The sequence below is a fragment of the Lacticaseibacillus parakribbianus genome (assembly GCF_025490915.1).
Lineage (GTDB): Bacteria > Bacillota > Bacilli > Lactobacillales > Lactobacillaceae > Lacticaseibacillus > Lacticaseibacillus parakribbianus.
Genome location: NZ_JANQBA010000010.1, coordinates 87,051 through 100,815 on the forward strand (window position 1 = coordinate 87,051; position 13,765 = coordinate 100,815).

Consider the following 13,765-nt stretch of genomic DNA (forward strand, 5'->3'; position numbering starts at 1 on the left):
CGGAGAGTCAACGCTTGAAAGCCTGGGCCCAGTTGTTTACACTTGAACCATTATAAGACATTGGAGTGATCTCATTGAAACTTAATCAATTCGCCCGTCTGACCCCGGCGGCCGCGACGCAGATCAAGGAGCTGGCCGAACTCGGCTTCGCCGTCGCACCCGAGCTGGGCCTGGCCAAACTCGCCCGCACCGACTTTGCGCTGCTGTTCCCGGAGGCCCACACCGCCACCACCAAGGCCCAGCAGCTGCAGGGCATCGCCATCGACGACCACACCACCCTGCTGGACCTGCTGCAGCCGAACCTGACCGCCATCACCCGCCAGCAGTTCTACGCCGCGGCGCTTCAGCTGCTAGGGTTTGAGGGTCTCACCGACTTCAAGCTCGAGGACCCGTTGCGCTTCGCGGCCGCCACCAAGCTGCCGGTGGTCGATTCAGACATCACCACCCCGCAGCAATTTTTGGCGGCCCTGTACCTGCTGTTGACCACTCGCACCAAGCACCTAGTCAACTACCTGGACGCGCTGGCCACCCGCGGCTTTTTCAAGGACTTCCAGGGTGACACGCCACGCTTCTTGTTCTTCAACGGCAAGGCGCAAAACGTGTTCGATCCGCGCCGCATTCACCGCGAGGTCGTCTGGATTGAATCCGACCTCGACACCGACCACGACGGGCAGCGCGACTTACTTGAGGCGACGATTTTCCGACCGCTTGAAACCGACGCCGGGCTGCGCGTGCCCGTGCTGTTCACGGCCAACCCCTACTTCCACGGCACCAACGACGTCGACTGGATCACCCACAAGCCAAGCGACACCGTGGCGGTCAAGACCCACTCCCGCACCCTGGCGGAGGTCACCGCCAAGCCGGCGCCGCAGCCGGCACTACCGCACCGCGAGGTCAAGGGCGAGCGCCAGACGGCCGAGGTCTACGGCGACGAGAACGGCATCTACCCGCTCAACGACTACTTCCTGGCGCGGGGGTTTGCCACCGTCTACGCCGCCGGCATCGGCACCCGCGGCTCCGACGGCGTTCGCGAAACCGGCGGCCCAGGTGAGACGGCCAGCGCCGTCGCCGTCATCGAGTGGCTGACCGGCGCCCGTCGCGCCTTCACCAACCGCACCGACAACATCGAGATCAAGGCCTGGTGGAGCAACGGCAAGGTCGCAATGACCGGCAAGTCCTACCTCGGCACCCTGGCCGTGGCCGCCGCCACATCCGGCGTCGAAGGCCTCAAGACCGTGATCTCCGAGTCCGCAATCTCCAGCTGGTACGACTACTACCGTGAAAACGGTCTGGTGGTCGCCCCGGGCGGCTTCCAGGGCGAGGACGCCGACGTCCTGGCCGTCGACACCTACTCGCGCCAGAAGAACACCGGCGACTACCTGAAGATGAAGCCGACCTGGGACAAGGCACTGGCCGCGATCACCCGCGACCAGGACCGCACCACCGGCGACTACACCGCCTGGTGGGACGCCCGCAACTACCGCAACGACCTGGCCAACATCACCTGCGACGTCGTGTCGACCCACGGCCTCAACGACTGGAACGTCAAGCCCAAGAACGTGATCAAGCTCTGGGACGGCCTGCGCGACCTGCCGATCAACAAGAAACTGATTTTGCACCAGGGCCAGCACGTCTACGTCAACAACGTGTTGTCGCTTGACTTCACCGACATGATGAACCTGTGGTTGTCCTACGAGCTCTTGGACGTCCAAAACGACGCGCCGAAGGTTCTACCCAACGTCTTGGTTCAAGACAACGTCGAGGAGCAGACCTGGCACGCCTACGAAGACTTCGGGGCCGGCCCCAAGCACCGCGAGCAGACGCTGAACTTGGCCTCCGACCTCACCAGCAGCCGCGCCAGCTTCGCCGACACCGCGACGCAGATTTTCACCGCCAACCACGAGACCTCGGATTCCTTCGAGCTTGAGATCGTCAAACCAAAGAGCCTATACGACACCAGCCGCCTGTGGCTGGACCTGCCGAATTTTGACGACACCGTGACGCTTGAGGGTACCCCGCACATTAAGCTGCGGCTGTGGGTCGATCAGCCGACCGCGATTCTCTCCGTGCGGCTGGTCGATGTCGGTGAGGCTGAGCGCTTCGGCACCACGGCCAAGCTGGTCGAAGGCGGCGGCTACCCACTGGGTTACGACTACAAGACCACCAACATCTTAGAGTTCGCCAAGGTGGCACCGACCGCCAGCAAGCTGATCACCTTCGGCCACGCGAACGTCCAAAACCAGCACAACGCCTACGAAAACGTGCCGGTGGTGCCGGGCGAACCGTTCACCATCGACTTTGACCTTCAGCCGACGCACCTGACGCTGCCGGCCGCTCGCCACCTGGCGCTGATCATCCACGGCGCCGACATGGCCCAGACCCACCGCCCCGTGGCGGTCACCAACTATCACGTCGACCTTGCGCAAAGCACCCTGACGCTACCGCTTCGCAGCACCGACTAACCAATCTGAACCGCGCGACCCCGCTACTGACGGCGCCGCGCGGTTTTTGCGTCCGGCGCCGGCCGTGCGGTCCTGGCGCTAACGCAAAAAAGGCGGCGCCAGCGACCTAGCCCCACCACGGAAACACGCAATTATCGCACCATCAGCTCGCCACTGACCAGCCGCCGCCCCGGCGCGAACCCCAGGCGGCCGTACAAGCGGCCAGCGGCCTGGGCCTGCTCGCTTTGAACCAGCGTGAGCGCCGTCGCCCCGCCGGCAGTCAGGTCGGCCTGAACCGACCGCACCAGCCGTGCAGCCAGCCCCTGCCGGCGAAACGCTGGGGCCACCGCCACGTACAGCAAGCGGCCAATCGTCCCTTCTTGTTCAGCGTAGGCGTAACCCGCCACGGCTTGGCCCTGACGCACCACAAACAGCGGATGGGTCGCATCGACTTGTGCGATAGCCGACCCGGCGAAGAACTGGTGGTGCAGCGCCAGTACCGCCGCCATATCGGCCGGTGGCGTCGTCAGCGGCATTACGGGCGGTCGCGCCACCAACTGCGGCATTGACCAAATCGTCTGACCCTTCAGGGCAACCCGCCGCTGCCGCAGCCACTTGGTTACTGCGCTGTCGGCCGCGGCAAAAAAGCGCAGTTTTGCCGGCCGGTGCAACAACCGCGTTCCAAGCGCGGCGAGGGCCGCATCAAGGTCTTGGGCGAAGGGCCCCCAACACTCGGCCACGCAGTCGGGGCCTTCTGGTACTGATCCAAAACCGCCAGGCAGTCGGCGGTTTGAACCACGGTGATGGTGGGCGCCGCCAGGTCGGCGGCCACCGCGGCCACTGTGTCTGAAATATAGGCACACGCGGCGCGGTGTCGCCACAGGGCGACCGCCGCCTCAGTCATGCGCCGCCGCCAAGGCCGCGGTGACTTCCGCCCTCAGCGGAATCGACGGCAACGCACCGAGCCGTTGAACCGCCAGGGCCGAGGCCATGCTGGCGTACTCGACCGCCGCCGGCAAGTTGTGCAGGTCCGGTGACAGCACCGCCACCAACGCACCGATGAAGGTGTCGCCGGCCGCCGTCGTGTCGACTGCGGTCACCGCAAAGGCCGGCACCCGCGTCGCCCGCTTGGCCAGCGAGAGGTAGGCCCCGGCGGCCCCCAGCGTGATGATCACGGCCTGCACCCCTTGCGCGTGGAAAAAGGCCGCGTTTTGCGCGAGCCCGGCCGCCGTCGCCGTCGTGATACCGGTCAGCTTCTCGCTTTCCGTCTCGTTGGGCACGATGACGTCGGTGACGGCCAAAAGCGCCTGGGGCAGCGGCTGGGCCGGTGCCGGGTTCAACACGGTGACCGAACCGGCCGCCCGGGCCGCCGCAAAGATCGCCTGGGTCGCCGCAAGCGGCGTCTCGCACTCCGCCACGGTGAAGGTCGTCTTGTGGTATGCGGCCACGGCCTGTTCGGCGGTGATCGTCTCATTGGCGCCGGCCTGAATCACAATCGAGTTTTGGCCGCTCGCCTGAAGCAGGATGTAGGCCTGGCCGGTCGCCGTCTCGGCCACCGTGGCCACGGCGGTCAGGTCAACGCCGGCCGCTGCCAGCTGGTTGCGCATGAAGCCTGCGTTGGCGTCATCGCCGGTGGCACCGATGAACGCCACCTGCGCCCCCGAGCGCGCCGCGGCCACGGCCTGATTGGCGCCCTTGCCGCCGGCCGCCTGAGAGAAGGCGGTCATGCGGATGGTTTCGCCGGGCTTGGGCAGGACCGGAATGTGCAAAATGCTGTCGACGTTGATGCTGCCGAGAATCGTTACGCTGTTCATGTTCGTCCTCCTTGTGCGACAACAGCATACCACATCCCAAGACGCTTGTCCGGCCCGGTCGCTGCCGGCCGTCCTCACCGCCAGCTCCTGGCCGGGCTGCCGCAGGTGCCGCCGGCCTCGTTCGGCGTCACCCGCTTGGCCTTGTTGGGCGTCACCCGCTTGGCCGCCTCAAGCCGCCTTGCGAGCGCAAAAAAACCGGCCGGCCGCGCTGGCCAACCGGTTGGGTCCAGGCTTTTGGGAAGAATCACTGGGCCTTTAGTAGAGCTCGAGGTACTGTTCGCGTTCCCACTCGGAGACGCTTTGACGGTAAGCCGCCCATTCCAGGTCCTTGGAGTCTTTGAAGGACTGGTACAGGTGATCACCCAGCGCCTTTTTGACCACCGCATCGTCCTCCAGGGCCTTCAGCGCGTTGTGCAGGGTCGACGGCAGGTCCTGAATGTGGTTGGCCTTGCGCTCGGCGTCTTGCATCCGGTAGATGTTGCGGTCGATGCCCTGCTCCGGCGTCAGCTGGTTCTTGATGCCGTCCAGGCCGCTTTCCAGGATTGCGGCAATCGCCAGGTACGGGTTGGCGGTCGGGTCAACCGACCGCAGCTCGAGGCGCTTGGACAGCCCCTTGCCGTTCGGGACCCGGATCAACGGGCTGCGGTTGGTGCCGGACCAGGCGATGTACACCGGCGCCTCGAAGCCTGGCACCAGGCGCTTGTAGGAGTTCACGGTTGGGTTGTTGATGGCGGTCAACCCACGCGCGTGAAGCAAAAGCCCCGCCAGAAAATGCATCGCGTCGGCAGACAGACCGCTGTCTGAGTGCGCATCGTAAAAGACGTTGGCGTCGTCTTTGAACAGGCTCATGTTGATGTGCATCCCCGAGCCGTTGATGCCGTGCAAGGGCTTTGGCATGAAGGTCGCGTACAACCCGTGCTTGCGGGCGATGGTCTTGACCACCAGCTTGAAGGTCTGAATGTTGTCGGCGGCGCTCAGGGCGTCGGCGTACTTGAAGTCGATTTCGTGCTGGCCCGGCGCGACCTCGTGGTGCGAGGCCTCGACCTCAAAGCCCATTTTCTCAAGCTCCAGCACGATGTCGCGCCGGCAGTTTTCGCCCATGTCCAGCGGCGCGAAGTCGAAGTACGAGCCCTTGTCGTTGAGCTGCAGCGACGGCTCCCCCTTCTCGTCGAGCTTGAACAGGAAGAATTCCGGTTCCGGTCCGATGTTGAAGGCGGAGTAGCCGGCGGCCTTCATCTCGGCCACGATGCGAATCAGGTTGTTGCGGGGATCACCGGCGAACGGGCTGCCGTCCGGCTCGTGAACGCTGCAGATCAGCCGGGCGATTTTGCCGTGATCGTTCTCCCAGGGGAAAAGCAGCCAGGTGTTCAGGTCCGGGAACAGCAGCATGTCGCTTTCTTCGATGCGGACGAAGCCGTCGATCGAGCTGCCGTCGAAGGTCATTTTGTTGGCCAGGACCTTGTCGAGCTGGGACACCGGCACCTCGACGTTCTTGATGATGCCGTTGATGTCCGTGAACATGAGGCGCAGGAATTGGACGTTTTCCTTGGCCACGCTTTCACGAATCATGTCAGCCGTGATCTGTTTTTTTGCCATCAGATGAAGACTCCTTTGCAAGTGGGTTAGTTGCGGAAGCCAAAACCCTGAGTCGGGAAGTTGCGGTCGCTTGGGTTCAGCCGGCCCTGGTTCATCAGTTCCGAACGCAGCATGTGCCGCACGGCCGAGTCGCTGGTCGGCTGCGCTGGCTGGCGCTGTTTTTGCCGGCGAATGTCGGCCAGCGTGAAACCGGCGGCCAGCTGCGAGCGAATGTCGAGCAAGGCGTCGACGTCGCGCAAGGCGTACAGCCGGTGGTTGCCCTGGCTGCGTTCGGGGTGAATCAGGTCTTGGGCCTCGTAGTAGCGGATCTGGCGAGCGGTCAGGTCGGTCAACGCGATTACTGTACCAATCGGCAGGACGGGGCGGTTGCGCAAATCGCTGATCTCGGTCATGACAAGGCTCCCTTCATAACGTGGTTCAGTCTACCAATCCCCCTCCGGCTTGTCAACGGTCGATGTCACAATAGCTGACAAGATTGGCCCCGGCCGTCACTTTTTTTCGGCACAACGCAAAAATCCCGAACAATATCGTTCGGGATTGCGGCAGTTGTTCACGTTTGCGGCACTATTTGGTGAAGAAGGTGACCTGAGCGGCGCCGATGATGCCTAACCGCACATGGGCGTAGGTCAGCCCCCCCTGGATGTACAGGGTATACGGTGGCCGCAGGGGGCCATCGGCGGAGAACTCGATGGTCGAGCCGGACACGAAGTTACCGGCGGCCATCACGACCTTGTCCTCGTAACCCGTCATCTCGGACGGCTCCGGAGTGACGAAGGCGTCGACCGGCGAGTTCTCCTGGACGGCCTTGGTGAAGCTGACCATGTCCGTCGGGTTGCCGAAGTTGACCGTTTGAATCAAGTCGGTGCGAGGCGCATCCCACTTCGGCGCCACGTCCAGACCCAACCGTTCAAGCAAGGCGGCCTCAAAGATTGCCCCCTTGATCGCGTTGCCGGTGACGGAAGGCGCTAGGAAGAAGCCCTCGTACATGTCGAACAGGTTGCTGCCCGTCGCCCCTTCCGCCGGACCGATGCCAGGCACGGTCATGCGGTAGGACACCCGCTCGACCAGGTCCTTGCGCCCGACGATGTAGCCGCCGGTCTTGGCGATACCACCGCCGGCGTTTTTGATCAGCGACCCGGCCATCAGATCCGCCCCGACGTCCAGGGGCTCCAGGGTCTCGGAAAACTCACCGTACGCGTTGTCGACGAAAATCCACACGTCAGGCGCCACTTCCCGCACCGCCGCTACCATCTCCTTGATCTTGGCCACCGTGAAGGAGTCGCGCGTCGCGTAGCCGCGCGAGCGCTGGATGCAGACCACCTTGGTCTCCGGCCGGATGCGGGCCTTGATCGCCGGCAAATCCGCCGAACCGTCCGGCAGCAGCGGCACGTAATCGCACTTGATGCCGTACTCCTTGGCGCTGCCGATGCCGTTGCCGGCCATGCCCAGCACCTGCTGCAGCGTGTCGTACGGCTCGCCGGTGATGTAGAGCAGCTCGTCGCCGGGCCGCACCAAGCCGAGCTCCGCCACGCCGATGGTGTGGGTGCCGGAGACGAACTGCGGCCGCACCAGCGCGTCCTCGCCGCCCAGCACCTGGGCGTAGATGGCCTCTAAGGTGTCGCGGCCGAAGTCATCGTCGCCATACCCCGTGGTGCCCAGCAAGCTGCTTTCCGCCACGTGGTGATCGCGGTAGGCCTTCAGGACCTTGGCTTGATTATCCATGATCTGCTCGTCAATCTCCGCCAGCCGCGGCGCAATCTGCCGATCGACGTCCGTTACCAGCGCAATCAGCTTGGCATCGTACTCATCTTTCCAACTCAATGCTTGTTCTCCTTTGTTTGCCACGAGGCGACCAGCGCCTCGACGTCTTTAAGTTCCTCTGGGTGTGCCACCAGGTCGAACCAGTGCGTCGGCATCTGGTGGCGAAAATAGGTCAGCTGGCGCTTGGCGTAGCGCCGCGAATTCTGCTTGACGGCGGCCACCGCAGCGGCCAGGTCGCAATCCCCATTCAGGTACGGCAGGAATTCCTTGTAGCCGATGGCCCTCAGCGCCTGCGCTTCGGGACCGGCCGCGGCCACCACCCGCCGCACCTCGGCGAGCAGCCCGGCGGTGAGCATCTGGTCAACCCGCGCGTTGATTCGCGCGTACAAGGCCGACCGCTCGGTGGTCAACCCGAGCACCAGCGCATCGTAGGCCGGCGGCGACTGCTGTTGCCTGGAGAACAGCTGGCCGGTGGCGGCGACCTCAAGCGCCCGAATCACCCGCCGCGGGTTGCCTTCGGGAATCGCCGCGGCCGCGGCCGGGTCAACCGCCTCAAGCCGCTTGTGCAAGGCGGCCGGCCCGGCCGCTGCGAGCTCGGCGTTCAGCGCCGCTCGCAGGCCAGCGGGCGGGGCCGCTCCGCCCAGGTTCAGCCCCAGCCGCAGCGTGTTGAGGTAAAAGCCGGTGCCACCGACCACAATCGGTAGGTGACCGCGGCCGCTCACCGCCTCAATGGCCGCCGTGGCCCGGGCCGCGAACTGAGCGGCCGAAAACGGCGTCCCCGGCGCCACGATATCGACCAAGTGGTGTGGCACCCCCGCCATTTCGGCGGGCGTGACCTTGGCCGTGCCGATGTCCATGCCAGTGTAGATCTGGTAGGCGTCGCCGTTGATCACCTCACCGGAGAAGCGCTTGGCCAAGGCAACGGCCAGGGCGCTTTTGCCGGTAGCGGTCGGGCCGCCAATCATCAAAATTTGGGTTTTAAAAGCCTCAGAGTTCATTTCATCACCAGCTTCTAGTATACTGAATGTAGCACCTAAGTTCTACCAAACCCGCGGAATGCGGCTTAGTGAAAAGAGGGATCTGTATGAAGCACAAATTTTTCAAGGGCTTCTTGTTCGGGGTTCTGGCAACCGCCGGCGCCGTAGCCGGAAGCGTCGTCGCCTTCAAGAAATCCTACATTGAACCCGTCGAAGACAAGGTTGAAGAGATCAACTCCAACCGGCGCAAGGCCAACCGCAAGCGCCACGGCGCTCACATGGGCTAGCCCAATCAAAAAAACGGCGACCGCATTCGTGGTCGCCGTTTTTGATTACCTAAGAGAGCTTCTTGGCCTTGGTCTTGCCGGACCAGTTATCGTAGCCGCCCTTAAGGAAGTACAGCTTCGTGAAGCCGGCCTTCTTCAGGCGCGTGGCCGCGCGAACGGACATCTGGCCGGTCAGGTCGTACATATACACCGGCAGGTCCTTGCGCAGCTCGTTCATGCGGGTCTTGAGCACCGTGAACGGCAGGTTGCGGGCCCCCAGCACGTGGCCGGCGTCGAAGTCCTTCTTCTCGCGCAGGTCGATAATCTGCGCCTTGCGCATGGTTTTTTCAAAGTCCTCGGGAGACAGCTCCCCGCCGACGGACTTCAGCCGCGACTTCTGGAATGCACCGATGCCCCAAGACACCGCCCAGACAATCAGCCCGGCCCCCAGTAAAATAACTAAGAATTGAATCAAAAATCTCGCCCCTATTCGCTAACTTATCGTGCCAAGCTGGCCGCCCCGATGACGCCGGCCGTGTTGCCCAACGTCGCCAGCCGCAGGTGCGTCGTGTTACGCACGTTCGGGAAGACGAAGGACTGGAAGTACTGATCGACCCGCGACAGCAGGAAGTCGCCGGCGGCACTGACCCCGCCGCCGATCAAAATGTACTCCGGGTTGAGCATGTTGCCCAGGTTGCCCAGGCCCAGACCCAGGTAGTAGGATACCTTGTCGACAATCATCAAAGCCAGCTTGTCGCCGGCTTGGGCGCATTCAAAGACAATCTTGGAGGAGATGTCGTCGCCGTTGTCAAGGATCTGCTTGAGTGTCGAGTCCCCTGCGTATTCCTCGGCCATGTCACGGGCCACGCGAACCACGCCGGTGGCACTGGCGACGGTTTCAAGGCAGCCCTTCTTGCCGCAGGTACACATGTAGCCATTCGGGTCGACCGTGACGTGACCGATTTCACCGGCCGAGCCGGCCGCCCCGTGCAGCAGCAGGCCATCGGCGATGATACCGCCGCCGATGCCGGTGCCCAGGGCCACCAGGGTCACGTTCTTGGACTTGTTGCCGGCCCCTTTCCACTGCTCGCCCAGCGCCGCCACGTTGACGTCGTTGTCGATGCTGAAGGGAATGCCGGTGGCCGCCTCGATGTCGCGCTTGGGGTGCTGCAGGGTTTTCCAGTTCAGGTTGTAGGCGCCGATGACGGTGCCTTGCTCGGTGTCGACCGTGCCTGGGGTCCCCATGCCGATGCCGTTGAAGTCCTCGGCCTTCATGTTGTAAAGCGCCAGGTGGTCGGTGATGGACGCGATGATGTCCGGGATGATGTGGCGTCCCTCGTCCAGAATGTTGGTGTCGATGCTCCAGCGCTGCTGGATCTCGCCCTCCGCGGTCATAATGGCGAACTTGCAGGTCGTCCCGCCCAAGTCTACGCCGATCAGCTTCTTGTCAGTCATCAGTTTTTCCTCCGTCAGATTGGATTAAGGGGTGGTTTTGCTCTTGTTCGTGAGCGTGGCGCAGCACAATTTTAGCCGATGCGTAAAGCCGGTCGTCGATTAAGCCGGACGCGTGGAGCCGGTCGACCTCGACGGCGGCCAGCTCGATGTCCCACAGCCGCTTGCCCACGTGGATGTAAGTGCCGTAGCGCTTCAGCAACTGCAGCACGTCGTAGTATGTTCTCAGCGTCTCAGGCATAAGTGAACCCCACATAAAGCAGTGCGACGAGCCCGACGACCAGCACCGTACCGCCGATCACCCGGCGGCTGGTCGGCACCGGCCCGAGCTGCGGGGCGCCGACGGCAAACGCGATCAACACGCCACCGACCAGGCCCCCGATGTGCCCGAAGATGTCCACTCCGCTTGAGAACAGGTTGAACACCAGGTTCATCGCCGCCAGCATCATGAACTGCCGCGACAGCTGCGTGATCACCGGGTTGTGCCGGTAGCTGTCACCGAGCATCAAAAACGCGCCCATCAGCCCGAAGATTGCGGTCGAGGCCCCGGCGGCCAGGCCGTTAGCGTTGAACACGAAGCTCGCCACGTTGCCGGCCACCCCGGACACTAGGTAGATCACCAGGAAACGCCAGTGACCAAAAATGCGCTCCGTGATTGCCCCGAGGTAAAACAGCGACACGGCGTTGACCACGATGTGCATCAGGCCGATATGCACGAACATCGGCGTGAACAGGCGCCACCACTGACCCAAGTAGATCAGTGGGTTCCACCGGGCCCCGAAGCGCAACAGCACGTAACTGTCGGTCGAGCCACCGCCCAGCGTCTCCAGCACAAACACCAGCACCGTGACCGCCAGCAAGGCATAAGTCACGAACGGTGTGTCATCAAGTCTGCGCCAAGTTCGCTGCATGGCACCCTCCTTTAGCATCCGCTCACGCACAACGCCCCGCCGCGGTCACCCGGACGGGGCGCTTCTACTCTCCCGTTCACAAACAGGAGCCAAACGATTCCCCTACAACTGGTCAGTCCAGTTATCCCTTACAGTGTAGCATTTTTTGAAGACACTGCCTAGCATACCCGCGCGGATGGTCACGCTTGCGCGAAACGGGCAACGCGAGAAGCGCCGGTGAGGCAGTCATTGCCTTACCGGCGCTTTCAAGCGGCTCCGCGTGACCTGACCAGCGCCGACGGATCGCGCCGGTTCGGGTTGGCGCTCAGCCGTTAATCGTCGCCTGGGTCTCCGAGTAGTTCTTGACCTTGGCCACCTTGTAGAGGCTGTAGTAATCGGTGAACATCTGCTTGGCGATGTCCAAGGCGTAGCTCGTCTGCTCCGACAGGTTCGGGACCACCACGGCGATGGCGACCTGCGGGTTCTTGGCCGGGGCGAAGCCGATGAAGCTTTGGGTGATGGTTTCGACCATTTTGGAGTTCATGTTGTCGGGATCAACATGCGCGAAGGATTGCGCGGTCCCGGTTTTACCGGCGACGCCCGGGTTCAGCGGCTTCAGCGCCATGCCGGTCGACCAGCCCGAGGTGCCATGAACCACTTCCCACATCCCCTGCTTAACCAAGTTGAGCTGGGCCTGCGTGTTTTTGACCTTGCTCAGGACGGTCGGGACGGTGGTCGAGACGGTTGGCCCGGCCTGGCCGTTGCTCAGCGTCTTGCTGATGCTCTTGACCACGTAAGGCTTGAGGCGGTAGCCGTTGTTGGCGATGGCCGAGACGTACTGGGCCTCTTGAATCAGGGTATAAGTATCGAAGTTACCAAACGAGAAGTCCAGCGCCGAACCGTAGAGCGGCAGGCCGGTGTCTGGGTTGATCGTGTTGGCGGCCTGGCCGGTGGTTTCGCCGGGCAGGTCGATGCCGGTTTTTTGACCCAGCCCGAACTGGGAGAAGTAGTAGCGCATCTTGGTGAAAATGTCGTTGTCCATGCCAAACAGCTTGTGCGGCACGTACTTGGCGTTCCCTTCCTTCATGGCCAGGCGCATCATGTAGATGTTCGAAGACACCGCCAAGGCCTTGGCCGCCGTCAGGCTACCAAAGGTACCGGCCGCGTAGTCGGACTTTTTGACCGCCGTGCCGGTCAGGTAGATCGGCACATCGGACTGGGTGTTGTTGGTCGTGGTGATTACGCCGTCTTGCAAGGCCCCGAGCACCATCGCCGGCTTGGCCACGGACCCCATGGTGAAGGCGCGGTTGATCACGCCCAGCGAGTCGTCGGTCACCTTGCCGGTTTTGGTGTTGTGGGCCCGGCCGGCGATGGCCAGAATCGCCCCGGTATTGGGGTTGATGGCCACGGCGTAGGCCCCGTCGGCGTACTGCGCCTTGCCGGCCTTCAGCGCGGCGGCGAAGGTTTTGGTCAACGCGCTTTGCACCTTGGCCTGGTACTGGGAGTCGATGGTCAAATTGAGGTTGGCCCCCTGCTCGCCCTTGAACTGCTGGACCTGATCGACAATCGCGTTGTTGTTGCCGATCTCGACTTGGGTGCGGGACTTGGCACCGCGCAACACGTTCTCGTAGGCCTTTTCGAGGTAAGACGTCCCGACCCGGTCGTTGCGGGCGTAGCCGTTGGCCAGGTATGCGTTAATGGTTTCCTCGGGCAGCCCGGCCTTTTCACTCGACACGGTGCCGATGATGCCGGCCATCGAGCTACCGTTGGGGTAGGTGCGGGTCCAGTTGGTACCCAGGTTGACCCCGGACATCTTGGTCAGGTGCTCGCCGACGGTCGCGACCTCCTTGGTGGTGACGTCTTGGTCCTTGACGTACACCGTCGTCAGCTGGGAGGCCCCGTTGAGCTTCTTGTAGATAAAGGCGGCCTGCCGCTGTTTGTCCGTGAAGGTCGGCAGGTGCTTCTTGGCGTACTCACGCTCGGCCTGGTACAACACCGCCGGCTTCACACCGCTTTTTTGCATGGCGGCCGGCAGCTTGGCAATCACCGCCTTGGAGGTCGCCGGATCGGCCAGGTAGTAATCCGCGTAGTCGCCGTCGAGCATGCTCTCGACCGTCACCGTGATGTAGCCGCCCAGCGTGTCTGCGACCTGGCGCATCTGCTCAGACGTCACGCCGACGCCCTTGGTGTAGGTGATGGCGGAATCCGGCTGGTTAGTGACCAAGGCCCGGCCCTTGCTGTCGAAAATCTCGCCGCGCGGCACCGTGCCGGTCACCGTCGCGGTACCCGTGCTATCGACCGCGGCCCGAAACTTGCCGCCGTTCATAATCTGCAGGTATGCCAACTGGGCGACCAGGGCCGCCAGCAGGACGAACACGAAAAAGAACAGCAGGTTCAGGCGAAACGGAATGTGTGAGTGCTCGCGCTTGGGTTTTGGCGTCCGGATGTATTTCAAAATCAGATCCCCTTTAAGTGTCTGCCTCGAGTGTAGCAAAAATCGTGACCAAACGCCACGGCTCAACCAGTATGTTAGACTATGGGTATCGCTTTTGACCCATTCATTGAAGA

13 protein-coding genes are annotated in these 13,765 nt (G+C 63.0%); 2 read left to right on the forward strand and 11 right to left on the reverse strand.

Going from position 1 to position 13,765, the window contains the following annotated elements:
* Positions 1-74 precede the first annotated feature (74 nt).
* Positions 75-2,462, forward strand: a complete 2,388-nt coding sequence (locus NUH19_RS09390) for a Xaa-Pro dipeptidyl-peptidase (protein ID WP_262316297.1) — start codon at positions 75-77, stop codon at positions 2,460-2,462.
* A 131-nt stretch (positions 2,463-2,593) separates the two neighbouring features.
* Here the strand turns inward: NUH19_RS09390 and NUH19_RS13105 are convergent, their stop codons facing one another.
* The 6 genes from NUH19_RS13105 to miaA form a co-directional block, all read right to left on the reverse strand.
* Positions 2,594-3,181, reverse strand: a complete 588-nt coding sequence (locus NUH19_RS13105) for a GNAT family N-acetyltransferase (RefSeq protein ID WP_262316298.1) — start codon at positions 3,179-3,181, stop codon at positions 2,594-2,596.
* A 156-nt stretch (positions 3,182-3,337) separates the two neighbouring features.
* Positions 3,338-4,255 (reverse strand): ribokinase, encoded by a 918-nt coding sequence (gene rbsK, locus NUH19_RS09400; protein ID WP_262316299.1) that lies wholly within the window; start codon positions 4,253-4,255, stop codon positions 3,338-3,340.
* Positions 4,256-4,510: 255 nt separating this feature from the next.
* Positions 4,511-5,851: a type I glutamate--ammonia ligase gene (gene glnA / locus NUH19_RS09405; RefSeq protein WP_262316300.1), complete on the reverse strand. Its 1,341-nt coding sequence runs from the start codon at positions 5,849-5,851 to the stop codon at positions 4,511-4,513.
* 26 nt (positions 5,852-5,877) lie between these two features.
* A complete protein-coding gene (locus NUH19_RS09410) occupies positions 5,878-6,243 on the reverse strand; it encodes a MerR family transcriptional regulator (RefSeq protein ID WP_262316301.1) in 366 nt (121 codons plus the stop codon).
* 172 nt (positions 6,244-6,415) lie between these two features.
* Entirely contained in the window at positions 6,416-7,672 is a 1,257-nt protein-coding gene (locus NUH19_RS09415; protein WP_262316302.1) for a methionine gamma-lyase family protein, read from the reverse strand.
* Positions 7,669-8,610, reverse strand: a complete 942-nt coding sequence (gene miaA, locus NUH19_RS09420; protein ID WP_262316303.1) for a tRNA (adenosine(37)-N6)-dimethylallyltransferase MiaA — start codon at positions 8,608-8,610, stop codon at positions 7,669-7,671. Before miaA ends, NUH19_RS09415 begins: the two co-directional genes overlap by 4 nt.
* Positions 8,611-8,696: 86 nt before the next feature.
* Here miaA and NUH19_RS09425 point away from each other — a divergent pair, with 86 nt between their 5' ends.
* Positions 8,697-8,876 carry a DUF3042 family protein gene (locus NUH19_RS09425; protein WP_262316304.1) on the forward strand — a complete coding sequence of 60 codons (180 nt, stop codon included), beginning with the start codon at positions 8,697-8,699 and terminating at the stop codon, positions 8,874-8,876.
* Positions 8,877-8,925: 49 nt separating this feature from the next.
* Here the strand turns inward: NUH19_RS09425 and NUH19_RS09430 are convergent, their stop codons facing one another.
* The 5 genes from NUH19_RS09430 to NUH19_RS09450 form a co-directional block, all read right to left on the reverse strand.
* On the reverse strand, positions 8,926-9,330 hold the full coding sequence (locus NUH19_RS09430) for a rhodanese-like domain-containing protein (RefSeq protein ID WP_262316305.1): 405 nt from the start codon (positions 9,328-9,330) through the stop codon (positions 8,926-8,928).
* 23 nt (positions 9,331-9,353) lie between these two features.
* Positions 9,354-10,310 carry an ROK family glucokinase gene (locus NUH19_RS09435; protein ID WP_262316306.1) on the reverse strand — a complete coding sequence of 319 codons (957 nt, stop codon included), beginning with the start codon at positions 10,308-10,310 and terminating at the stop codon, positions 9,354-9,356.
* A complete protein-coding gene (locus NUH19_RS09440) occupies positions 10,303-10,536 on the reverse strand; it encodes a YqgQ family protein (protein ID WP_262316325.1) in 234 nt (77 codons plus the stop codon). The genes NUH19_RS09435 and NUH19_RS09440 overlap by 8 nt, the downstream gene beginning before the upstream one ends.
* Positions 10,537-10,540: 4 nt before the next feature.
* Positions 10,541-11,218, reverse strand: coding sequence for a rhomboid family intramembrane serine protease (locus NUH19_RS09445; RefSeq protein WP_262316307.1), 678 nt, complete (start codon positions 11,216-11,218; stop codon positions 10,541-10,543).
* 304 nt (positions 11,219-11,522) lie between these two features.
* Positions 11,523-13,652, reverse strand: a complete 2,130-nt coding sequence (locus NUH19_RS09450) for a peptidoglycan D,D-transpeptidase FtsI family protein (protein ID WP_262316308.1) — start codon at positions 13,650-13,652, stop codon at positions 11,523-11,525.
* Between the last annotated feature and the right edge of the window lie 113 nt (positions 13,653-13,765).

What these genes read in the sequence shown, in the direction of transcription:
- rbsK (WP_262316299.1), bottom strand. Translation starts at nt 4,255, where the DNA reads ATGAACAGCGTAACGATTCTCGGCAGCATCAACGTCGACAGCATTTTG.
- glnA (WP_262316300.1), bottom strand. Translation starts at nt 5,851, where the DNA reads ATGGCAAAAAAACAGATCACGGCTGACATGATTCGTGAAAGCGTGGCC.
- NUH19_RS09410 (WP_262316301.1), bottom strand. Translation starts at nt 6,243, where the DNA reads ATGACCGAGATCAGCGATTTGCGCAACCGCCCCGTCCTGCCGATTGGT.
- miaA (WP_262316303.1), bottom strand. Translation starts at nt 8,610, where the DNA reads ATGAACTCTGAGGCTTTTAAAACCCAAATTTTGATGATTGGCGGCCCG.
- NUH19_RS09425 (WP_262316304.1), top strand. Translation starts at nt 8,697, where the DNA reads ATGAAGCACAAATTTTTCAAGGGCTTCTTGTTCGGGGTTCTGGCAACC.
- NUH19_RS09435 (WP_262316306.1), bottom strand. Translation starts at nt 10,310, where the DNA reads ATGACTGACAAGAAGCTGATCGGCGTAGACTTGGGCGGGACGACCTGC.
- NUH19_RS09445 (WP_262316307.1), bottom strand. Translation starts at nt 11,218, where the DNA reads ATGCAGCGAACTTGGCGCAGACTTGATGACACACCGTTCGTGACTTAT.